We start from the raw sequence: 22,838 nt of genomic DNA on the forward strand, positions 1-22,838 counted from the left end.
AAAGCGTGGGCGAATATTCAAAAACATCTGCGAAAAGTGCTGCCTGAAATGGGCAGTTTTATGGATGTATTAGTGAGTGGCTTTTATTTTAATTAACTATATTTATTAGCCAAGCGCACCACAAAACGGTAAGACTGGGAGCAGTTGGCTACCCCCATCATTGTTGCCAAGACATCGTGGATGTGATGCGGTGCGCTGGGCGGTTCACATGAGCGAGAAAATCACAGGTGCTACGCTGTATTATAGTAAATGGACGATAGCGCAGATACAGGGGCAATTTTGTTGCAAGATTGGTGTCATATCCAACCTGATGATACAGCACAAACCTTGTGGCAACGTGAACTTGCACCGTTGGGTTTGCGGTTATTTCAGCAGTATTTGCGCGATTGGCAAAGCATTCAGCCCAAAGTACAAGATGAAACATTGGCAATATTTGAACCTGCGTTTACTTTGAAAAAGTTGTTGGGTTAGATTGGATCAATCAAAAAAACAGCAAAAACGGCGGCAATGTCGCTTTTGCTGTTTTGTTTTTGCAAAGCTGCTTCACAGAGTGAAAGAATTTTAGGGGGTATCTTGGTTAGGTCGACTGGGTTTTCGCGCGTGGGATCACATAATTACACGCTTTTTTGACTTGATTAAAACGCCTCGCCCACTTTCACACCATTTTGCACATCTTTGGGCGTGGACAAACACATACACAAGGCTTGCGCTGCCTGAAATTCGGGCGTTTGCATGATTTTTTCGGCGGCTTCGGGCGAAATCACGCAAACCATATTTTGCCAACGTTTTGCCAAATTTTCGTTTACTGGGTATTTGAAATCATGGCGTAATTCATCCACTAAATCGGGGCGATTGCATACCAACACGATGTCGCAACCTGCTTCCAGTGCGGCGGCGGCGCGTTCACGAATGCCACCTACGCTGCCTGCGCCTTCCATCGTTAAATCATCGGAAAAAATCACGCCGTCAAATTGTAATTCATCACGCAAAATCTGTTTGAGCCAAATGCTTGAAAAACCAGCCGTTTTATCATCAACTTGTGTGTAAACAATGTGAGCAGGCATAACCGCGGCCATGCCTTGTTTTGCCAAAGCCGCAAATGGCAGTATATCTTCTTGTTTTAATTCAGATAATGAACGATTGTCCGCAGGCAAAACCAAATGACTGTCGCCCGATACAAAGCCGTGTCCAGGAAAATGTTTGCCGCACGATTTCATGCCGCCGCGATTCAAACCACGCTGCAGCGCTAAAGCCAGCGCAATCACGGTTTCAGGCTGCCTGTGAAAACTGCGGTTGCCAATCACGGCGCATTGCCTCCAATCTAAATCCAGTACGGGCGCAAACGACAAATCCACACCACAGGCTGCCAATTCGGTTGCCAGTACCCAACCGACTTGTTCAGCAACGGATTGGGCGAGTTCTGCGCCATCTGTGTCCCACATTTCTCCCAAAACGCGCATGGCAGGAAGCCGTGTGAAGCCATTGATGAAACGTTGGACGCGTCCACCTTCGTGGTCTACGGCGATGATGAGTTCAGGGTTTCTTAGTAATTTGATTTCTTGGCATAATTTTTTCAGTTGTGCCACATTTTCAAAATTGCGGCGAAACAAAATCACACCGCCAATGTTCGGGTCAAGTAAGCGTTGTTTGTCGGCTTCGGACAAGGTGCAAGCGACCACATCTGCCATGATTGCGCCGCGTGGTAAGTATTTGGGATACATGGTTTTCCTTATGGAATGGCACACGCTCAATGCCTTATAACCATCAAGCATTTCAACAATGTGCGGCGTGAAAATAAAAAGAGCATATTCCAGAATATTATTTATAATGACATTTGTACATTTTTTCAGGTAGCCATAATATTTATGAAATTTAGAATGCTGCCTGAAAATGTCAATAATTATAATCAAATTGAATGTCATTGGGTTACAATATTGGCTGAAAAATGGATTGTTTTGATAATTCAATTTACTTTCAAGCTATGCCACTTGAAATTATCTAACTTTCCCCCCATTTGTAAGCTACTTAAAATTTGATAGACCGAAAGAAACATCATGGCAAGAAAAAAATCCAAGAATCAGTCTAATACAACGCTGCCTACTTTGCCTTTACGCGATATGGTTGTTTATCCACATATGGTTTTACCTTTGTTTGTTGGACGACAAAAATCAGTTTATGCACTAAATCAAGCACTTGAAAATGATGGTGCTGTTTTTCTTTTGGCGCAACAAAATGGTAATGATGAAGAACCTGATGTAAATAAGTTACACGAAATAGGAACTATTGCTCGCATCTTGCAGGTTTTAAAATTGCCTGATGGTACAGTTAAAGTTTTGGTGGAAGGTATTCAACGTGCTCGGGCTTTATCTGTATCCGACAATGGTAATTATTTTGAAAGCATAACAGAAACTTTAGAAGATGTTTCAGGCAGTCATGCCAATATTGATGCACTGCGCCGTACGTTGTTGTCTCAATTTGACCAATATGCCAAAACCAACAAAAAAATCCCTCATGAAGTTTTGCAAGGTATTCATGAAATTGATGAAAATGGTCGTTTGTCAGATAGCATTGCCGCTCATTTGCCATTGAAATTGGCGCAACGGCAAACCATATTGGATTTAACTGATATCAATGAGCGCATGGAATATTTGCTCGCCCAAATTGAAAGCGAATTGGAAATTGCCCAGCTTGAAAAACGCATTCGCGGCAAAGTCAAACGCCAAATGGAAAAAAATCAACGCGATTACTATTTGAATGAACAAATCAAAGTCATTCAAAAAGAATTGGGCGAAGAAGACGAAAAAGGCGAAATCCTGCGTTTGGAGCAAGAAATCAAAAATGCAGGCATGAGCAAAGAAGGCGAAGAAAAAGCCCTGTCTGAATTGCGTAAACTCAAATTGATGCCGCCCATGTCGTCCGAAGCCACCGTGGTTCGCAATTACATTGAAACGCTGATTGAGTTGCCTTGGAAGAAAAAAACACGCATTTCCAAAGATTTAACCAAAGCCGATTTGGTGCTGAACGAAGACCACTACGGCTTGGAAAAAGTCAAAGAGCGCATTTTGGAATATTTAGCCGTGCAAAAACGCACCGATAAACTCAAAAGCCCGATTTTGTGTCTCGTAGGCCCCCCAGGTGTGGGCAAAACTTCCTTGGGCGAATCCATCGCCAAAGCCACAGGACGCAAATACATTCGCATGGCTTTGGGTGGCGTGAAAGACGAAAGTGAAATTCGCGGACATCGCCGCACCTACATCGGTTCCATGCCAGGTAAAATCATGCAGAATATGGTTAAGGCTGGCGTGAAAAATCCGCTTTTCTTGTTGGACGAGATTGATAAATTGGGCAACGATTTCCGTGGCGACCCTGCTGCTGCCTTGTTGGAAGTGCTTGACCCTGAACAAAATACCGCTTTTGCCGACCATTTTGTTGAAGTGGATTTTGATTTGAGCGAAGTGATGTTTATTGCGACTTCCAACAGTTTCAATATTCCACCTGCGCTGCTTGACCGCATGGAGATTATCCGCCTGTCGGGTTACACGGAAGATGAGAAAATCAACATCGCCATGCAATATTTGGTGCCCAAACAAATGCAACGCAATGGCGTAAAAGAAGGCGAATTGACCATTGATGAATCTGCCGTGCGCGATATTGTGCGCTACTACACGCGCGAAGCGGGTGTGCGTTCGCTTGACCGTGAAATCGCCAAAATTTGCCGCAAAGCCGTGATTCAAAATGAGCTTTCAGGCAGCCCCAAAACCACGAAATCACGCAAAAAATCGCCAACTTTGCACGTTGATGAGCAAAATTTGGGCGAATTTTTGGGCGTACGCCGTTTTGATTATGGCGTAACGGCTGGCGAAAACCGTGTGGGTCAAGTAACAGGCTTGGCATGGACGGAAGTGGGCGGCGAATTGCTGACGATTGAAGCAGTTGCACTCAAAGGCAAGGGCAATATTGTCCGCACAGGCAAATTGGGTGATGTGATGCAGGAATCCATTACGGCGGCTTGGTCGGTGGTGCGTTCACGCGCGGAAAGTTTGGGCATTGCACCCGATTTTTACGAGAAAAACGACATGCACGTTCACGTTCCCGAAGGCGCAACGCCAAAAGATGGCCCAAGCGCGGGCATTGCCATGACTTTGGCTATGGTGTCGGCTTTGACGGGCATTCCTGTTCGCGCTGATGTGGCGATGACGGGCGAAATCACTTTGCGTGGCGAAGTGTTGCCGATTGGCGGTTTGAAAGAAAAACTGTTGGCGGCATTGCGCGGTGGCATCAAACACGTTTTAATCCCCAAAGACAATGTGAAAGATTTGGAGGAAATTCCGCAAAACGTGAAAGATGGCTTGACCATTCACGCGGTGCAATGGATTGATGAGGTGTTCGCACACGGTTTGCAGTATCAGCCACAGCCGTATTCCGCAGTGGAAATGCTGCCTGAAAATCCAACACAAACCGTTACTAAAACAAAATCAAGAAGACAAACAGCCAAACATTAAGTTTGTGGAAAAAATGTTGCATAAATTAACGAGTGGTTTGTAATGCAGTAAAAATACAAGCTGCTTGTTGGTTTATGCTTGACACCGTTATTTGAGAATTGATATAAATTCATTCGTATTTTAAAACGATGCAACATTTCGCAATTTTTACCCATCTCTAATATGAAAGGGACAAACATGAATAAGTCTGAATTGATTGATGCGATTGCTGAAAAATCAGGTTTGAGTAAAACTGATTCAGGTAAAGCATTAGATGCCTTTACTGCTGTGGTTAAAGAAACCTTGCAAAATGGTGGAGACATCACTTTGGTTGGTTTTGGTTCATTTGTTGTTGGCGAACGTGCAGAACGTCAAGGTTTGAATCCACGCACCAAAGAAGCCATTACCATTCCAGCTGCAAAAGTACCTAAATTTAAACCTGGTAAGGCATTGAAAGATGCATTGTTGCCTGTTGAAAAACCTGCTACAAAAGCAGTTGCCAAAAAAGGCAAAAAATAATTGTTTTGAAAAAAGAAACGAACCCATGGGGTTCGTTTCTTTTTTCAAATGTCTCAAATATTGTTTTTCAGGCAGCTCAAAATATGGTTGATTATGGGTGTGTAAGTTCATTTTAAACGATTATTGGGAGATATTGACAATTCGTTTCGTGGTTGTTTTAGCTACGCAAGTTCGCTTCGCTTTCCCTTAAATTTGGTAATTTTGCCTGAGAAACTAACTCCGCACCCAAATTGTCAATATCCACTAACCCAAATTTTACACATCGTCCCAATCCATTTTTAATACTTTTTGTACAGTATCCATGTTGAAACCGCGATAGAGTAAAAAACGAATTTGCTTTTGTTTTTCTTGCAAATCCTGTGCGGGCTGCCTGAATTTTTTGTGTAAAACTTTACGGGCATTGGCAATTTCTTGTTCGGTATCGGGCATGAATTGTGCGGCAGTTTGGCGGTCTACGCCTTTGGCGAGTAATTCTTGTTGCAAACGCAATTTACCGTGTTTTGGGCTTTTGCTGTTGATGAAGGTTTCGGCGAAACGTTCATCGGATTGCCATTTTTGCTCATGCAATTCGTTTAAGACACGGTCAATTTCATCTTCGGTTTCTGCGTAAGGTGCGAGTTTGCGTTTGAGTTCCCAACGGCTGTATTCACGGCGCGACAGTAAATCTACTGCACGAACTTTCAAGGATTTTTCAAATTTCATGGGATTAAGGCTGCCTGAAAATAGGGGTTATGCTTCATCTTGTTTGGTTTGTACACGCTGTGCATGCAAATGTTCGTAGATTTCAGGCAGCTTCCCAATCAGCCAGTCGGGGCGTGTGGTTGGGTTTTGGGATAGGGTAATCATGTCGCCGTAACCAAAAGTAACGCCAACACTGGGGCAAGCGGCGGCTTTGGCTGCCAAAATGTCGTTTTCTGAATCACCTACCATTAACATATTTTGGGTTGATACGCCCAATACTTCGGCAGCATAGCGTAAAGGTTCGGGGTGGGGCTTGCGTTCAGGCAGTGTGTCACCACCAACAATCAAACTGAAATAATGGTCTAAATTCAAATCTTTTAAAAGCTTAACCGCCAATATTTCACTTTTATTGGTAATCACCGCCAAAGGAATGCCCAAGGTTTTTAGTAATTGTAAACCTGCTTCGGTTTCGGGATAGGGACGTGTGGCATTAGCAATATTGGCAGCATAATGGCGGGCAAAAATAGGAAACGCCAGTTCCCATAAAGTGGTATCTGCTTGACCGTGCCGATTGGAAGTTAAAGTACGATGCACCAATACACCGATGCCATCGCCAACATAACTTTGTACGGTTTTGAGTGGTAACTCACTCATGCCCATTTCTATGCGCATGGCGTTGGCAGAAGCGGCTAAATCGGGAATGGAGTCCACCAGTGTACCGTCTAAATCAAAGGCAATAGCTTGAACGTGCTGTATGTTTATCATAGCTTATCCTGTGTTGGTAAATGGTTTGGGCTTGGCTGAACTTTGTTTCAGGCAGCCTGAAATTATTTCAATTTCAAATGAGGCAAGGTTAAATAATCTTCTGATTGCATTTCCACCAAACGGCTTACGGTACGTACAAATTCGTGGGCAAAATCGCCTTCGGTATAGAGTTTGTCCATCGGCACTTGTGCGGTTAAACACAGTTTTACGCGATAATCGTAGAAAACGTCTGCCAACAAAGTCAAACGCCGCGCTTCATTTTTTTCATTGGGCGACATTTTTTCCACGCCCGAAATCAAAACATGGGTGTAATGTTCTGCCAGCCACAAATAATCGGCTTGTGAGCGCGTACCAAAACATAAAGTGCGAAAATCAAACCAAATTACGCGATTGGTGCGTGCCTTGCATTTGAGTTCACGTTCGTGAATGATCATGTTTTCAGGCAGCTTTGTGTCGTTTCCTGCTAATTTATGGAACAAGACAGCCAGTTTGGCTTCATTGTCGGCATTATTGGGAACAAAAAACACATCAGCAGGTGTGAGCATACGCATGCGGTAGTCTTCGCCACCATCTACATTCAATACCGTAAGCCTTTGCTCAATCAGTTTAATGGTAGGCAGAAAGCTGCTGCGATTTTGTCCTTGTGGATAAAGTTCCGATGGGGCGTAATTGGACGTGGCAACCAAAACCACACCGTGTTCAAACAGGTTTTCCAATAAACGCCCTAAAATCATGGCATCGGCAATGTCGCTGACATGAAACTCATCAAAACACAGCACTCGTGTTTCTTGAGCGATGTCGGTAGCAACGGCTTTTAAAGGGTCGGCTTCGCTGCGTTTATCGCGCATGCGTTTGTGGATTTCTGCCATAAAGGCATGAAAATGTACGCGGCGTTTGCGTGTGTAAGGCAAGCAGCCAAAAAAAGCATCCATCAAAAAACTTTTGCCACGTCCTACACCACCATAAAAATACAAACCCGTTGGCACTTGTGGTGAACGCAAACTGCGTCCCAAAAAGCGGTTGCGTTTGCGTTTGAACATCATTAGTTCGTCCCATAAGCGGTCTAAATGTTCAATTGCCCGAGCTTGGGCTGAATCTTTGATGAAAGCGGGTTGCTGCGATGCAGCTTGATACCACGTTTTGGGGCTGTGGTTGGCAAAAGGCGGGGGCGTAAATTTGGTTTCAGTGTTCATAAGATGATTTTTGATTGTGTTGTTGGTCATCACGAAATTCAGGTTGTCTGGATAATCAGGATTATAGTGGATAAATGTGTTTCAGGCAGCCTGAAACCTTTGTGTAGTTGTTTCAAATACAATACAGTAAGGGAGGCGATGTAGGGGAAAACTTGTTGCACCAAAATCATGTTGGATAAGCAAAATGATGCAACAAGTTACACCTTACGCCTGTATTGTTTTTTCTTTCTACGACTATATCAATAAAATTGGAAAAAGGGCGGATATAAAATCCGCCATTTATGAATTTCCCTCATTATCCAGCCCTGTTTAAACTGGTTTCTCTTCGTTCAAAATCGAACTCATCATTTTGTTTTAACTGATTTTTATTTGATTTTCCCAGTTCGCAACCGTATCATAATGTTCATGTTCATACAGCCAAAATGCGTACATCAAACGTACACGGCTGTTGTTTTCCAGTTTCGGATTATCCATTTATTTAGGAGACATTTCAATTATGATTAACCTTAATTCACTTGACACAGGCAAACGGGTTCGCATTCAAAAAATCATGCCATTGGGTTGTTTGGAAGCCCGTAAAAATAAAGCAGGTCAAATCATGTTCTCATGGCGCGGTTCGGTTGGACATCAAACGCAACGGGTTAATATTGGTTTTTATGACAGCAGACGACCACCCAAAAGTTTGGAAGCAGGGACACAGGGTTATTCCATTGCCGCTGCAATTAAAAAAGCCGAAACCATCGCCACAATCCATCAAGCAAATTTGGTTATTGGTGGCTATCGTGAAATTGAAAAACAAAAAATGGTAGCCCAAAAAATGGCACACCATGACGCTATCCAACGCAGTCAAGGTACTTTGGCCCATTTGCTCAATGTTTATGTGGCTTATTTACAAGAACAAGAACGCCCATCATGGCGCGATGCACAATCCATTTTCAAAAATCATGTGTTGAACAAATTTCCAGCCTTGGCAAATCAATCCGCCAATCAGATTGAACCCGAAGATGTGGCCATGATGATGCGCGAAGTGTTTCAGGCAGGCAAAGGTAGGACGGGTAATAAACTGCGTGCTTATTTGCGAGCGGCATTTGAGTTGGCCAAACAAGCCAAAATCAATCCTGCTTTACCTGCTGCTTTTTTGGCTTTTCACATTCGCCACAATCCTGCGGCAGACACCTTACCCGACCAAAAACAAAATCGCTCGGCTAAACACCCATTGAGTAAATTGGATTTATTGCGCTACTGGCAATCCATTCAAGAGGACAATCCCAAATGTGCTTTATTGCGTTTTCATTTTCTCACAGGTGGGCAAAGAATTAGCCAATTGTTGCGCTTAAAGAAGGCAGACATTCATGATGAATATTGCATCATTTACGATGGCAAAGGTCGCCCAAGTCAAGGCATCCGCAAACACATTGTACCGTTGCCCCTGCATTGTTTGAAGGATTTGCAGGCAGCCCTTAATCGCAATCAGGATTGTGCATTGGCATTCAGTACCGATGATGTGTGTCCAATAACGGCCAATACATTGAGTAATTGGGCAAAGGCATGTGTTGGCGATGCGATTGTGGATTTTCAACTGAAACGCGTGCGCTCAGGCATGGAAACTTTGTTGGCAAGCATGGGCATCAGCCAAGAGATTCGTGGTCATTTGCAAAGCCATGGCATTACGGGGATTCAATCACGGCATTACAATGACTATGATTACTTGGCGGAGAAGATGGCGGCATTGAGTAAGATTTGGGCTTTTGTACAAGAACAAGGATAAAAACTTGCAGGCTGCCTGAAATGCCAAATGGATGTTTTCAGGTAGCCTGAAAATGACAAATGATAAACCATGTAAAAACAATTGAAAAATCATGGATTAATGATGTATTATGCAGCTATAATTGGAAGTGTTTTGCAGCGAAAAATCATCAACACGGTCTTTGCAGAAAGCTTCACACATTGTTTGGCTTCCCATCAATCAACCTGATGTTTGCGGGTTGATTTTTTGTTTGTGAATGGCTCGGTTATGTCGCTGTTTGTCCTTGTTTCTGTCAATACCGTGAATTTCATATTGTGTTGTTTTTGGTTACCTTGCCCTTGCGCCGCTGTGCGGCACAAAAACCCGATGACCAGCTCGCCTATGCTCGCTGGGTCTGAAATGAAAGGGCTTTGCCCTCGCGCTGATGCGCTTCACCCACTTGGGGGCGAGTGCCCTCAAGACCCCAAAAATGCAGCGCGATGAGCGCGCTGCGATAAGAAAAACAGGCCTATGCCTGTTTTTCTTGTAAGCCCTCACACATTACGAACCTGCCATTTTGTGCCATTCTCATTGAGTTGAAATCCAGTATGCAGACAAGTTACCACCTTTGTACTTCAATCTTGCAATCCATCAAAATACGCGCCAAAAAGTGGACAAGCCAGGTTGGCGTTGCGTATCATTTTTCTGTGTAACCCTTCACATTTGTGCCGAAACAGGTAACACGTTATCCGTAACAAAATCAGCTGAACAGGTAACAAAATGGGTTGCACCCGTAACAAAATACCGTTTATGGATGCGCGATGATGTTACCAGTTTATGTGCTTTTGTTACCAGTTTGGCTTATTTTGTGACGGGTTTAAGTGATCACATACAGCAAAGATGCAGAAAGGTACAGAAACATGAACAATTCAACCAAACCGAAATTAAGCAATCAACAACGCCAGGCGGCTTATCGTGCCAAACAAGTGGCAGAAGGTAAAAAACAGGTGTCTTTTTTTGCCGATAAAGAAGCATTGCAAAGCAAACCACCCTTATCTGAACTGGTGGTATTTTGGCATGACACACAACCGAATTTGCATGTGGCGGCACAGAGTTTGGCCCGACATGTCAGAACCATGTATGAAACCGACAGTTATGTCCGAGAGGAAAAGGCTTTTATGCTGAAAGTGAACAGTTTGGTACAATTGGTGGTAGCCTTGTCCAAATTGCTGCACGACCCAGAAATTGCGGCAATCGTTAAACCAGCACAGGAATGATGACCATTCATTTTGTGATGGATTTGGGATTGAAATAACCCATTTATGCATTAAAACAGCCACTAACACCCAAACTGAAATGTGCATCAGATATTCAATCTGATGCACATTTTTTTGCCTTAAAGCTGTGCATTTCTCCCTAGAACGGCGCAAAATCAGCATCATCATACCCATTCATGTGGTGGCTGATGGCAGGAACATAGGTTATGGGTTCTGGCACAAACCGTGTTTGTGCGGCATGCAATTGCTTTTTCAAAAAGTCCATTTGTGTTTCAAAGCGTTGTTCGGCTGTCGCATCGGCAAGCTGCAATACACCTGATGCATATACGTTGTTTTCGTATTTCATTACCTCTGCATTCAGTTGCGTGATTTGCTCGGCATCGGCACACTCAATGGCTGCCTGCATACGCTTCAGGTAGCCATTGATGGCAATCCATTCTTGGTCCCAAGCCATTTTGCGTTTCACTTGTTCTATAACGGATTGGGCTTTATCGCATTCACTTTGCATGTGTGCACATAAATCATCCATTTGATTGAGTTCGGACGCACGCTTGTTGATGCTTGTATGAAATGGGTTAAAAGTGGGGCTTTGAAATAATTGTTGATAATGGTGCAATTGCTTTGCAGGCTGCCTGTTGTGCCATGTGGTTAATGTTGCGCTCAATGCTTGGCGCAAAGGGGCAAATGGTGGGGTGCTGGGCATTTGCGTTAAAGTCGCATGGATGTTGTGCTGCATTGTTGTGATGCGGTTTGCCATGTTTGCTGCGGTATTGGCATAACGCTGTTTCAGGCTGCTGGCTTGGTGCAAATAATGCTTGGCTTCTTCTGTGATTAATTTTATGAAGTGCTGCTCCGATGCTTGTAATAAGGTTAATGCACTTTGATGGTTTTCGTGTTGCATCGCCATTTGCAAACTGCTGCTGGCAGATGTGGCTGGGGTTTGGGCAATGACATCAAACAGGTAATTCAATCTGCCTTCGCTTTTGGCATTTTGGTAATCGGCCCATCGCTGTTGCCATTCGGTGTAGCTTTGTATTTGCTGGATTTGTGTTGCACTGAAATGGTCAAATGGGCTTGTTGTTTCATGGACAAGGTCGGCGGTTAAGCGGATTTTCAGTTGCGTTAAATGGGTGGTGTAAACCTGTAAACTGTATTTGGCACGGGAGGCTTGTGCATAAAAGCCATCGCAAGTGCTGTGTTTGGGGTCGGCAAGCACATAAACGTGGTCGCAAGAGCTGGCAGGCAAAAGCCCATCGGCAATCGCATAGGCATAATCCCAATAGCCGTATTCCTGTAAATTGAAAGCAAGGGTTTCTTTGCCCATTTGCATCAACGCATCGCCATTGTCATGGATTTGTAATACCGTGGCTTGTACCCCACTGCGGATGGTTTTGCGTTTGCGCTTGCCTGTGGTAGGGTCTTTTTGATTGAGTGTCATGTTGTGGGTAAAGATGATGTGTTCACCGACACAAATGCCAACGGGTTGGATGGTCAAAAATGAATGGGTTTGCAAGAAATGATCGTCCAATTGATGGGTTTTACCTTTGATGGTCAGGGTGTGTTGTGTGGCATCAAAGTGGGCAATCGGTATGGGCTTGCCTTTGCTTGCCACATACACCTTTACACCATCACGCAACATGGTCAGCAGTTTTTCAGGCAGCACGGGTATGTGTTGGGACAGCGTGGTTTCAGAGGCTGCCTGAAACAATTGAGCGCGTATTTGTTGATTGAGCGTTTGGCGCACTTGATGGTTGTGGGTCAAAACCATGACTTCATCACCTTGCTGTTTGTGCTGCACATATTGTTGGGCAATGTGTGCCACCATTTCGGTTAAATCAGCAATTTCGTGCAAGGTGTTGTGCCATTTGCCGCCATTGAACGAGGTGCTTGGACGATGAGGCTGCCTGAAAGCATGGGCTATGCCGCCATTTTGCCATTGCCAACCCTTTTTCTGTCCTGCCGATTGGCATGCATTGACATCATGCATCAATATTGCTCGGGTTTTGGGATGGTGTTCAAGGTAGGTCAATAATTGGGCAACATCATCGGTACGCAACATGGATGCGTCAGGCATCATCAATAAGGTCCATGTTTCGCTGCTGGGTTGGCTCGCTGCTTGCCATTGGATGAAGAAATGATTGAGCGTTTGTGCTGCCATGCCTGTGGCTGCCTGCACTGCTTGTGTGTTCTGTTCAGTCAAAGTCAAAACCAGCACTTGCCAATGTTGCGCCGCATATGAAGCGGCAATGGCTTTGACCTGTTTAATCACATGGTTTTTTTCTGCCTCATCAACTGGCAACCAGAGCAGTTTCTCGGTGCCATGTACAATGGCATCCAGCCATGCCAGTTGTGCCATGGTGCAATGCGTCTGCCTGATGCAATCCAATGACATCAGGCTTTGGTTTTCAGGCAGCAAACTGTGGGCAAGGCGTTGTTCTGTGCGTTGTTGGATTTGCTGTTGCAACGTCCTTTTTTTGTGCGCCACCTGTTTGGCAAGGTAATGATTTTTACCGCATGCGACGCAATGCTGCGTCAAAAATGTGGTGAGCATGGTTGTGGCAATATCCCAAGTAAAGCCTGCTTTTAAAATGGACACCATTAAATTGGGATGGGACAAGGCTTGATTCATGGCGATGGATTGCTGCAATTGAGTCAACAGGTATTGTTCAATTTTGTGTTTGGCAACCATTTCATTTTGAATGGCTTGTTCGTGTTTGGCTTTTGCGTTGAACTTGGCTTTGATTTGCTGCAAGAAACTGGGGTGCAATTTGTTGTTTGCACCATTCAACACCGCTTGCAATTGAGGTGCAGGCTGCACCCCAAAGTGAGCCGCATAACGCTGGGATAAGCTTTGCAGCCACATGGCACGATTGGGTTTGACCTTTTTGGCTTTGCGGTATTGGGTGTTGATTTCGTTTTTAAGTTGCGCTGCGCTTTTGTTTTGGTTTGCAGGCAGCGTTTTAACCGCTTGGTAGCGTTTTTCAATTTCACCACTGCGTCCACTGAACAAAGCCAATAAGGCAGCTTGCTGTTGTTGATTGGGCATAATCAGCACTTCAAATGCCGCAATGCCACCTTTTTCAACGCGATAAGTGGTAAATCCCAGTTTTTCCAGTTCGGCATTCAGTGCCAGATTGTATGCCTGCCCCAATGCACGCTGATAACGCATGATTTGCCGATTATCCATGCTGCGTAAGCCCATTTTGCCTGTTTCGTCCACTTCCACACAGGCATTCATCAACACATTGTGAATGTGCAACTGTGGGTCAATGTGTCCCATCTGCGTTTCGCGCGTATCGTCATGCAAAAATTGGGCAAAGATGAGATTTTGTGTTGGATGATGTTCGGTTTTGCCCTTGATTTTGATGTTGTTCTCTGCCAGTTGCTGCACCCTTGCCATAACCTGATTGTTGGCGCGGCGCACCGCTTGTTTGATGGAGGCTGCCATTTGCCGTGCTTGTGGCGTACCCATTGCCGCCAATAAACCAAACAACACCGAAACCGATTTGGGTGCAGAGGTGGTCAAATCATAAGCACCCACTTTGCGATAAGCACGATTGGGCAAATAATCCATGATGTTGCCATGTTCATCAAACACAGGCATTTGCGCACGCAATAAAGCCGTGAACAAACTGTTGTGCCTATTTGCATTTTGGGCATCAAAAATCAGCTTGCCGTGTTGCTTTAACCCACCATGTTGGGCAAACAACAATTGGGCACCTTTGCCCCAGAAATGACCCAGTATCTGTCCGTCATCGGTGTCGTAATGAGCGGATTTTTGTGAAGTGTAATAATTTTGCGCTTGGGCAATGCTGACTTTTGCCATGGATAACATGTTATTTTGCCTTGATTTTTGATTTATCATGACAAAAGCATACGGCATGGCAATTGGGGATTTCAACTTTGAGACGGGGTTTGCAGCAATGAGGTTGAGAGACACAGCAAAACCACTTATTTTGCCTGTTTCATTGTGGTTCAGATGGGTTCAAGATAAGTAAAAAATGACCCCATTGGTGGCAATGGGGGGTGTGGTTTTAAAGCAACGGATGGATTTCAGGCTGCCTGAACAGCATTGTCATAGGCTTATCACACCCATCAAAAACAATACCCAAACAGTGTGTATTTGACCAACCATATTGAATACTTAAATGATTTAATGGGTATAGATAATATATCAATCATATCAAGTCCGCATTTTGCACAAAAAAGTCAAATTCCGTTTCGGTACATAACTCCACTTTTTTGCACTGCTCATCAATCATTACAGGCATTGGCATGTTGTAAAAAAATGCTGTGTCTATTCTCAAAACATGTCATTTTGGCTGTGATGGGCTGTCATGTGTACACAAAAAATTTCAGGCAGCCTGCATTGGGATTGAGTGCAGGCTGCCTGAAATAAATGGCGATAGGAATACGATGATGTTGTGATTTTTAAAATGGATCGGGCAAATATGCGTACACGAATTGTCCATCAACAACATCAATGTTCACGGTGTGGATTTTTTGTTCTTGCACAGTGCGGCTCAATAAAGTTTGGCTGACTTCGGGCAAGATGGTGTTGGTTAAAATGGCATCAATCATGCGACCGCCTGATTCAATTTCGGTGCAACGTGAAATAATCAACCGCAATACGGCAGGTGTGTGATTCATGGTGATGCCATGATTTTGCATCATGCGTTTGGCGATGCGGTTCAGTTGCAATGCGACAATTTGACCGAGCATTTCATCAGAAAGTGGATAATAGGGTACGATTTGTATCCGACCGAGCAATGCCGCAGGAAAGACTTTAAGCAGGGGTTCGCGTAAAGCTTGGGTCAGTGCTTCTGGGGTGGGTAACAGCTCAGGGTCTTCACACAAATTCATCATCAGGTCTGTGCCAACATTGCTGGTTAAAATGATGATGGTGTTTTTAAAATCAATGTAACGTCCTTCACCATCTTCCATCCAGCCTTTGTCAAAGACTTGGAAAAAAATTTCATGCACATCAGGGTGGGCTTTTTCTACTTCGTCTAATAAAACCACGCTGTATGGTTTGCGGCGGACAGCTTCAGTTAATACGCCACCTTCGCCGTATCCGACATAACCTGGTGGTGCGCCTTTGAGCGTGGAAACAGTATGGGCTTCTTGGTATTCGCTCATGTTGATGGTAATCACATTGTGTTCACCACCATATAATGCATCTGCCAATGCCAAGGCAGTTTCTGTCTTGCCTACGCCTGATGGACCTGCCAACATGAATACGCCTATCGGTTTGTTGGGGTCGTCCAAACGAGCGCGAGCAGTTTGAATGCGACGGGCAATGGCATGTAAACCATGATTTTGTCCAATGACACGCTGATTTAAGGTTTCTGCTAATTTCAATACTGCGTGCAGTTCATCTTTAAGCATTTTGCCCACAGGGATACCTGTCCAATCGGCAACCACATCGGCAACAGCGGCTTCATCCACACACGCATGCACCAATGCACCTTCTACTTGAAAGTCGTGCAATTGTTGCAATAAGGTTTTTTGTTGGTTTTGTAATTCTTGCTGTTCACTTTCATTCAGGCTGCCTGCATCATGTGTTTGCATAATGCGTTGTCGTACCGCCAAGAGCGCCTGAACGGTTTGCATTTCAGCCTGCCATTGGTTTTGTAAAGTGGTTAATTTGTCATTCAGTGTTTGTAATTGGGTGGCAATTTGTGTTGCACGTTCATGGTTGTCTAAATTAAATTGGCTTTCGCGTGTTAAATGGTTTTGTTCCAATTGCAAAGCGATGATTTGCTTGTTGATGAACTCAATTTCACTTGGTGCTGTATGCTGGCTAATGGCAACACGGGCACAAGCAGTATCCATCAATCCCACAGCTTTATCGGGCAGCTGACGAGCAGGAATATAACGATGCGACAATTTAACAGCAGCCTGCACAGCTTCATCCAAAACAGTTACACCATGGTGTTGTTCTAACGCTGGAATTAACGCACGCAACATATTGATGGCAGCTTCTTCACTGGGTTCATCAATTTGCACCACTTGGAAACGGCGGGTTAATGCAGGATCTTTTTCAAAGTATTTTTTGTATTCTGCCCATGTGGTTGCACCTATGGTACGCAGTTGTCCACGTGCCAAAGCAGGTTTAAGCAAATTGGCAGCATCACCAGTTCCTGCTGCACCACCTGCACCGATTAAAGTATGAATTTCATCAATAAACAGCACAATTGGTGTAGGACTGGATTCAACTTCATCCATAACGGCACGCAATCGTGCTTCAAATTCGCCACTCATGCTGGCACCAGCTTTTAATAATCCGATGTCTAAATTAATCAGTTGTACATCTTTAAGACTGGGAGGAACATCACCTGCGGCCAAACGTAAAGCAAATGCTTCTACCACAGCACTTTTACCTACACCTGCTTCACCCGTCAAAATGGGATTGTTTTGACGGCGACGCATGAGAATGTCAATAATCTGACGGATTTGAGCATCACGTCCTGTAATCGGGTCAATTTCACCATTTTTGGCTTTTTGGGTTAAATTGCTGCCGTATTGCGCCAAGGCACTCTTGTTTGGCTGACTGGTATTTTCAGGCAGCATATTGCTGTTTACTGCATGGGCATTTTCTGATGATGTGGATGTGATGGTTAAAATCTCATCAGCCAAAACTTCGGCTTTCAATTTTCGCCATTCAGATGAAATTTGAAAAAGCAAATGGTTGAGCTGATTGTTTTTTAATAAAGTGTAAAATAAATGCGCCCCGCGAATATGTTGTGCATTGAATTTTAAAGAAGCGTATGTCCATGCTTGTTCCACTAAAGTTTGGATGTGTTCCGAAAAATCAGCAACCGCCGTTGAGCCAGTGGGCAGTTGCTCTGTGGCAGCAAGAATGTCTTGGCGCAATTTGGCTTCATCTATTTTAAAATAGCGCATCAATGCAAAAACATCGGTTTGTTCCATTTGTAACAACGCATGCAACCAATGAACCAATTCCACATAACTATTTTCTCGCATGCGGCTGAATGTATAGGCATTCTCCAAGGCTTTGTAAAGTTGCTGATTCAGTTTACCAAATAAGACACTGCGGCTGATTTCAGGCATAATGTTCTCCTAATAATATTGTCGTTTAAAATTGAAACAAGATGATGATAAGACGACAACGACCGCTGTTTTTACCCAGCATAGAGGGAAACTGGGGCAATGTTGTGTTCTTCCCATTCCAATGGACGATAAAACTTTGTGTATTTGCAGGATGCCTGAATAAATACAGCCTGCATTTATCATTCATCTCTAATGATTCTGTATTATGATTAAATCATCGGCATCGTGTTTGACTTGCCCCAACCAAGTGGTTAAACCCAATTGATTTTGTCCACCCAGTTGAAAAGCAGGGACAGCATCTTGTGCCAAAATAGGTTGAATTTCCCATTCATATTCGTCACCCACAAAAATACGAACCCATTGAGCCAAACGATTGACATTGTTTTCTTTTTTAAAGAAAGAACGGTAGCCTGATAAATCCAATGGTCCCAAAACAATACGAAACCGACTGGCAACATCATACAATTTACTGCCCAATAACACACCTTCACCTAAAGATACACCACACTGACCGATGGCAGTTTGTTCAGTTTGTGGCATGTCTAACCAATGTCCAATATTGCTTTCTATGGATACCGAAATACCAAAATAACGATGCAGTAAATCTTGTAAATTTTGCGCTGAACGACTTTGTGGCATCAGAATACCTGAAAAATAACGCAATGCATACGGATGAATCTTTTCAGGCAGCCTGCACGTTTCATCAAAATCCACACCATTAAGAGAGGCAACAAAACCACCAAAACCATCATGTGCATTTTTATCCAAAGCAATGATACTTTGGGCATTGGCCCATGCACGGTAAAACAAAATGGCCAAACGATTTTGAAAAATATTGGCAAAGCCGACCCAGGTGCTGTCGCCATGTTGATGTTTGCGTTCATAGGCGTATTCGGTGAGATGCAAAGGCAATGGTGCATTGGTACCGAATAAACCAAAACCATTCAGCGCAATTTCAATGTGATGGGGATAAACCTGTACACTTTGAATTTGGCGCGACTGAAATATCAGCAAAGGTTCTTGAACAATGCGGATTTTTTCTTGTTTGGGACTACTGGATTTACCGAAGGCTCCATGTTCTGCAAGATGCACCGATTCCAATTGGCGCATCAGAGAAAAATAGTCAAACCGATGAATTTGCTCGTTTAAACGTGGTAACGAGGCATTAACTTGGGTATGCCAAACAGCAGAAGGGTCATTTGCCACATGGTTCATATCAATTTCCTTGCACCCAACTGCACTGCCCAACAAGCAATTTGTCCTTGTTGTATGGTTTCCAATTGCAATTGAACAAAAGCGTTTAAGGATACCAAGCGATTAAAATAATGATTCAACAGGCTGCCAAATAAAAATGGATGAATGCCACCCAATAAAATTTCATCCAAAACGACCGTTAATTTAATGCCACGTACTGATGCAGCACCACCTTGATGACGAACCAACTTTCGTATGGATTCAGTACGAACTTGCACAATGGCATCAATTTGTTTCTGTAAAAAATCATCGTTCGCAGGCACAAAAACCGATAACAATTTTTTGAGTTGCAAAACCGATGTTTGTCTTTCTTGTGTGGACAATGACAAATAATTCAGCCCCAATTGATTGAGAAAAGACCACAGGTTATCGTCTTCATCAGGTGCAGCTTGAGGGCGTGATGGTTTGGAAATGAATTTAATGGATTGAATTGGTAAGGCACCTTCTAACAAGAAATCACTCACACCTTCACGCGGTATCAAAAGCGGCAAATCTCGGCTCGTACACCATGCTTCTACCGCTAAATGGTGGATTTCTGAATTAAGAGCATAATCTTGTGGGGTTGCCAAAGACACAAAAACTTCACTACCCAAATACGATGAACGAAAACCACTGCGTTTGATTTCTGTAGATGGCAATCGATTTTCTCGCCGTGCTGAAAAATAGGCTTTATCGTGATGTGTATTTGGGAAAAGTCCAGTATCAGGGGAATGATACATGGGTACAAAAGTTGTAACAGGGCGATTGTGTTGATCAAATCCTTTGAGTTGTTCTATGGTATGGACTTCATAATTTAAGGGTTGTGTGCGATCAATCACAACATGGTGTTCATTATTTTGTGTATTAATCGGAAAACGCACACCTTTTTGTTTGAAGAGATTGACCACTGTCAGCGCATTGAGCGAAAAATCGGCAGCCTGCACCAAACCAATCCATTCAGATTGTGTTGTATTAAACAAAAAAGAAAGGCTAAAACGGCGCTTTTGGTATGTAATGATTTTTTTATTGCTGCCTTTATCATCAACAATGGCTTCTGTTTGTTGTGCCTGTTTGGGCAAATGACCTTCATGTTCAGCACGCATTAAAGCTTGTTTTATGCCTTTTTGAGCAATGAATAAAAATTTCTCAGGCAACTGTGCATATTCTTGTAACAAACGAAATGCACTGACTGTTTTATTTAAATGGAAAGTCAAAGCTTCATCATCTGAAAACCCTTGTTGCTCTGGTTGATTGGACAAGGGATAGCACCATGCTTTGGGATTATCGGAAGCATGGCAAACCACAGCTTCGCAGGCAAAGGCAAGCAAATACAGTAAAGCAGAGGATTTAGATAGTTCACCACTCAAATGCAAACGCAAGTTTTCAGGCAACATATCCGAGCAAGCTGTTGGTACAGTTAAAGAAAAATCCAAACGTAAGGCAGATTGAATTGGTTTTCCTTGCTTTGGAGTCAATTGATTTAAATTGGGTAAATAAGACAAAACATCAGTATATTGGGCTTTTTCCAAATATAACGGTGTGATTTCTGCATTTTGACAAACGCTAAAAGGGCAGCTCATTTGATATTCATCAATGGGCATGGAACGCAATACATGACCCCTGTTAATTTGATAGAGTGTATCAGCATGATAATGTTGTATGGGTTGGACACGGACAACTGCTGCAGTTGGTTTGGGTGTCAAAAAATCAGGATAAACAACTTCAAGAATTCTTTGAACAAAACGAGGATACTCGGCATTCAGCTTCAATTGTGTTCTTGCCGTTAAAAACGCCACACCTTCCAGTAAACGTTCAATATAAGGATCGGGTATGTCACTGGCATTCAATGCTAAACGTGAGCCCACTTTTGGGTATTTTTGGGCGAATTCTTGCCCCATTTCTTTTAAAAAACTGAGTTCTTTACTGTAATAAGATAAAAATTTGCTATTCATGAATGACCTGCCAAATCAAACATACCCGTTTCTATGTCCATTTGGGTACGCAGTAAAAATGCTTGGGAGTAGGGATTAAGTTTTAAATACCCTTTAATTTCAATAACCAATTTATTGTGTGCCATATCATTCATTTCATTGATTTTGGCTTCAACTTGCAACGTTTCTTTATCCAATCGCGGTTCGAAATGCATAATGGCATTTTTAATATTTTGTTCAACTTGCACCCATTCTATGTCAGAGAAATTGACCCCTGAAAAAGGAATTACACCGTAATTCAATACAGATGATTCAACATTTTCAGGTAGCCTGTCAACCAATCCATGGGACTGCAAATTGCCTGTATTCAATAAAAACAGAATATCTCGCAATACCGCTTGGCGATAGTGTTCCAGATTCATGATTCTGTCTCGTGTTGCTTCTTTATTTTTACGAGGCTCATCATCAGTTAAGCGATCAAATAAAGAAGGCAGTAATTGGTCTTTAAAGTGCGACATGGCAAATGGTTTAATTGACAATTGAAGAAAACATTAAATTTTCAATATCCAAATAGGGATATTCATTTTGTTCGCCATAAAGCATTTTTTGTCCTTGTCCCATAAAACAGGAGGATAAAATGGTTTGCGTCCAAGTGGTTTGAGCAACAGAAGACAATAAGGCATCTTCATGATGCTCATCATATTCAAAATAATAACGTGCAGGTATAACAGCATGAAAAGTTTTACCATCTTTTAATGTAATTTGAGCAGAACGCCAAATGACATCCAATTGATTTTGAGGTGGGATAAAACTGATTTGGCTGAATGTGTACCATGGTTGCCAATAGTATTGACCATTAACAAACAATTCACAAACAGTGGCAATACGCGCATCACCATCAATGAGCCATTTTTCTTGCACTTGAACAATCTCTGTTGCTGTTGAACGATATTGGATTGTGCAGGCTGCATCAGGTATGTTGTTTAATAATTCCGTATGCATCTCCGTCAGTAAAGATGGATTGGGTTGTTTTTCTTGGAATAAGGCCAATAATGACAGTTGTTGTTCTAAAATACCATTGTAATCCACATTCTGTTGAAAAGTTAAAGGTTTATGATTGGCTTGAAAGACACCTGTGCGTCTTAATTCACTCTCCACTTGATTAAATAAGTAAATAAGTAAGTTATTATTCAGGTCAGGGAAAATTTTTTTAAATTGATCAATTTGTTTTAAAGCACGCGACCAATCACCACACATACAAAGACATTGAATCAGTGTGATTCTTAAATCAGCATCATGTGGCTTATGGCGAATTAATTCAGTTATTTCTCTTCGTTTATGTTGCCAATTCATGCTTATTCCTAATCAGGTGTCAAATAAAATTAGGTGCAATAAAAAGCCCAACTTTGATACATCTCTCCAAGCTGGGCTTTAATTATGATGGGACGTAACCCAGTAATCGCAATTATGCAGATTTATTTTCTTTGATATTGAATGCCATCTGCACTTCAGCACCTTTGGAACCTTTATCGGTTTGTTCCCAGTACTGAGTTTTAACTTTGGCTGCTTGGAATGAATATTTGATTTTCAAAGTATCATTACCTTGTACACCCATAAATTGAACTGCTGTAACCAAAACATCTTCCAAAGTGGTACGAGAATACTCAACTTGCTCTCCACCTGCTTTACATACAGATACTTCCACTTTACCCAAATGTTGACCAGTCGCACAATTTTTCAAAATGGTTGGAGCTGCTTTATCAATTGCTGCAATAACCGTCAAATCATTAAAATTGACTTTTCCAGCACCACCGCCACCGCCACTTGTCATTGCGCCAGGTTGCACCGCACCCCAATCAAAACTCTCGATGTTGGTCCAATCTTTATGATTGGCATCTTTAGACTCACCATTTACACCTTCAATTTTCATAAACATATCAATGGCCATAGTAAAACTC

General features: G+C 42.9%; 18 protein-coding genes. 6 read left to right on the forward strand and 12 right to left on the reverse strand.

Features of this window, described 5'->3' with window-relative positions; genetic code table 11:
* The first annotated feature begins 249 nt into the window (after nucleotides 1-249).
* Complete coding sequence (locus Q4B82_RS05285) at nucleotides 250-471, forward strand: hypothetical protein (RefSeq protein WP_303065385.1); 222 nt, start codon at nucleotides 250-252, stop codon at nucleotides 469-471.
* A 164-nt stretch (nucleotides 472-635) separates the two neighbouring features.
* Here the strand turns inward: Q4B82_RS05285 and nagZ are convergent, their stop codons facing one another.
* Nucleotides 636-1,721 carry a beta-N-acetylhexosaminidase gene (gene nagZ / locus Q4B82_RS05290; RefSeq protein ID WP_303065386.1) on the reverse strand — a complete coding sequence of 362 codons (1,086 nt, stop codon included), beginning with the start codon at nucleotides 1,719-1,721 and terminating at the stop codon, nucleotides 636-638.
* 333 nt (nucleotides 1,722-2,054) lie between these two features.
* Here nagZ and lon point away from each other — a divergent pair, with 333 nt between their 5' ends.
* Together lon and Q4B82_RS05300 are read left to right on the forward strand one after the other, a co-directional pair.
* Nucleotides 2,055-4,502 (forward strand): endopeptidase La, encoded by a 2,448-nt coding sequence (gene lon, locus Q4B82_RS05295; RefSeq protein WP_303065387.1) that lies wholly within the window; start codon nucleotides 2,055-2,057, stop codon nucleotides 4,500-4,502.
* 177 nt (nucleotides 4,503-4,679) lie between these two features.
* Nucleotides 4,680-5,000, forward strand: coding sequence for an HU family DNA-binding protein (locus Q4B82_RS05300; protein ID WP_303065388.1), 321 nt, complete (start codon nucleotides 4,680-4,682; stop codon nucleotides 4,998-5,000).
* A 255-nt stretch (nucleotides 5,001-5,255) separates the two neighbouring features.
* Here the strand turns inward: Q4B82_RS05300 and recX are convergent, their stop codons facing one another.
* The 4 genes from recX to Q4B82_RS05320 form a co-directional block, all read right to left on the reverse strand.
* The gene (recX, locus tag Q4B82_RS05305; protein WP_303065389.1) at nucleotides 5,256-5,702 is read right to left on the reverse strand and encodes a recombination regulator RecX; all 447 of its coding nucleotides are present in this window, start codon (nucleotides 5,700-5,702) and stop codon (nucleotides 5,256-5,258) included.
* A 27-nt stretch (nucleotides 5,703-5,729) separates the two neighbouring features.
* Nucleotides 5,730-6,443 (reverse strand): phosphoglycolate phosphatase, encoded by a 714-nt coding sequence (locus Q4B82_RS05310; RefSeq protein WP_303065406.1) that lies wholly within the window; start codon nucleotides 6,441-6,443, stop codon nucleotides 5,730-5,732.
* Between the two features lie 65 nt (nucleotides 6,444-6,508).
* On the reverse strand, nucleotides 6,509-7,639 hold the full coding sequence (gene zapE, locus Q4B82_RS05315; RefSeq protein ID WP_303065390.1) for a cell division protein ZapE: 1,131 nt from the start codon (nucleotides 7,637-7,639) through the stop codon (nucleotides 6,509-6,511).
* A gap of 38 nt (nucleotides 7,640-7,677) precedes the next feature.
* Entirely contained in the window at nucleotides 7,678-7,809 is a 132-nt protein-coding gene (locus Q4B82_RS05320) for a hypothetical protein (protein ID WP_303065391.1), read from the reverse strand.
* A gap of 326 nt (nucleotides 7,810-8,135) precedes the next feature.
* Here Q4B82_RS05320 and Q4B82_RS05325 point away from each other — a divergent pair, with 326 nt between their 5' ends.
* Nucleotides 8,136-9,407, forward strand: a complete 1,272-nt coding sequence (locus Q4B82_RS05325; protein WP_303065392.1) for a hypothetical protein — start codon at nucleotides 8,136-8,138, stop codon at nucleotides 9,405-9,407.
* Between the two features lie 878 nt (nucleotides 9,408-10,285).
* Complete coding sequence (locus Q4B82_RS05330) at nucleotides 10,286-10,642, forward strand: hypothetical protein (RefSeq protein WP_303065393.1); 357 nt, start codon at nucleotides 10,286-10,288, stop codon at nucleotides 10,640-10,642.
* A gap of 139 nt (nucleotides 10,643-10,781) precedes the next feature.
* Here the strand turns inward: Q4B82_RS05330 and mobF are convergent, their stop codons facing one another.
* The gene (gene mobF / locus Q4B82_RS05335) at nucleotides 10,782-14,477 is read right to left on the reverse strand and encodes a MobF family relaxase (protein ID WP_303065394.1); all 3,696 of its coding nucleotides are present in this window, start codon (nucleotides 14,475-14,477) and stop codon (nucleotides 10,782-10,784) included.
* 166 nt (nucleotides 14,478-14,643) lie between these two features.
* Between mobF and Q4B82_RS05340 the strand changes: the two genes are divergently transcribed.
* Nucleotides 14,644-14,769 carry a hypothetical protein gene (locus tag Q4B82_RS05340; protein ID WP_303065395.1) on the forward strand — a complete coding sequence of 42 codons (126 nt, stop codon included), beginning with the start codon at nucleotides 14,644-14,646 and terminating at the stop codon, nucleotides 14,767-14,769.
* Between the two features lie 304 nt (nucleotides 14,770-15,073).
* On the opposite strand, the gene tssH is transcribed toward Q4B82_RS05340, so the two are convergent.
* From tssH to Q4B82_RS05370, 6 genes are all read right to left on the reverse strand, one after another.
* On the reverse strand, nucleotides 15,074-17,716 hold the full coding sequence (gene tssH, locus Q4B82_RS05345) for a type VI secretion system ATPase TssH (protein ID WP_303065396.1): 2,643 nt from the start codon (nucleotides 17,714-17,716) through the stop codon (nucleotides 15,074-15,076).
* 189 nt (nucleotides 17,717-17,905) lie between these two features.
* Nucleotides 17,906-18,931 carry a type VI secretion system baseplate subunit TssG gene (gene tssG / locus Q4B82_RS05350; RefSeq protein ID WP_303065397.1) on the reverse strand — a complete coding sequence of 342 codons (1,026 nt, stop codon included), beginning with the start codon at nucleotides 18,929-18,931 and terminating at the stop codon, nucleotides 17,906-17,908.
* A complete protein-coding gene (locus Q4B82_RS05355) occupies nucleotides 18,928-20,901 on the reverse strand; it encodes a type VI secretion system baseplate subunit TssF (protein WP_303065398.1) in 1,974 nt (657 codons plus the stop codon). The genes tssG and Q4B82_RS05355 overlap by 4 nt, the downstream gene beginning before the upstream one ends.
* Entirely contained in the window at nucleotides 20,898-21,398 is a 501-nt protein-coding gene (tssE, locus tag Q4B82_RS05360; protein WP_303065399.1) for a type VI secretion system baseplate subunit TssE, read from the reverse strand. The genes Q4B82_RS05355 and tssE overlap by 4 nt, the downstream gene beginning before the upstream one ends.
* 10 nt (nucleotides 21,399-21,408) lie before the next feature.
* On the reverse strand, nucleotides 21,409-22,233 hold the full coding sequence (locus Q4B82_RS05365; protein ID WP_303065400.1) for a type VI secretion system accessory protein TagJ: 825 nt from the start codon (nucleotides 22,231-22,233) through the stop codon (nucleotides 21,409-21,411).
* Between the two features lie 112 nt (nucleotides 22,234-22,345).
* On the reverse strand, nucleotides 22,346-22,828 hold the full coding sequence (locus tag Q4B82_RS05370) for a type VI secretion system tube protein Hcp (protein ID WP_303065401.1): 483 nt from the start codon (nucleotides 22,826-22,828) through the stop codon (nucleotides 22,346-22,348).
* Between the last annotated feature and the right edge of the window lie 10 nt (nucleotides 22,829-22,838).

The organism is Alysiella sp. (assembly GCF_030525755.1).
Lineage (GTDB): Bacteria > Pseudomonadota > Gammaproteobacteria > Burkholderiales > Neisseriaceae > Simonsiella.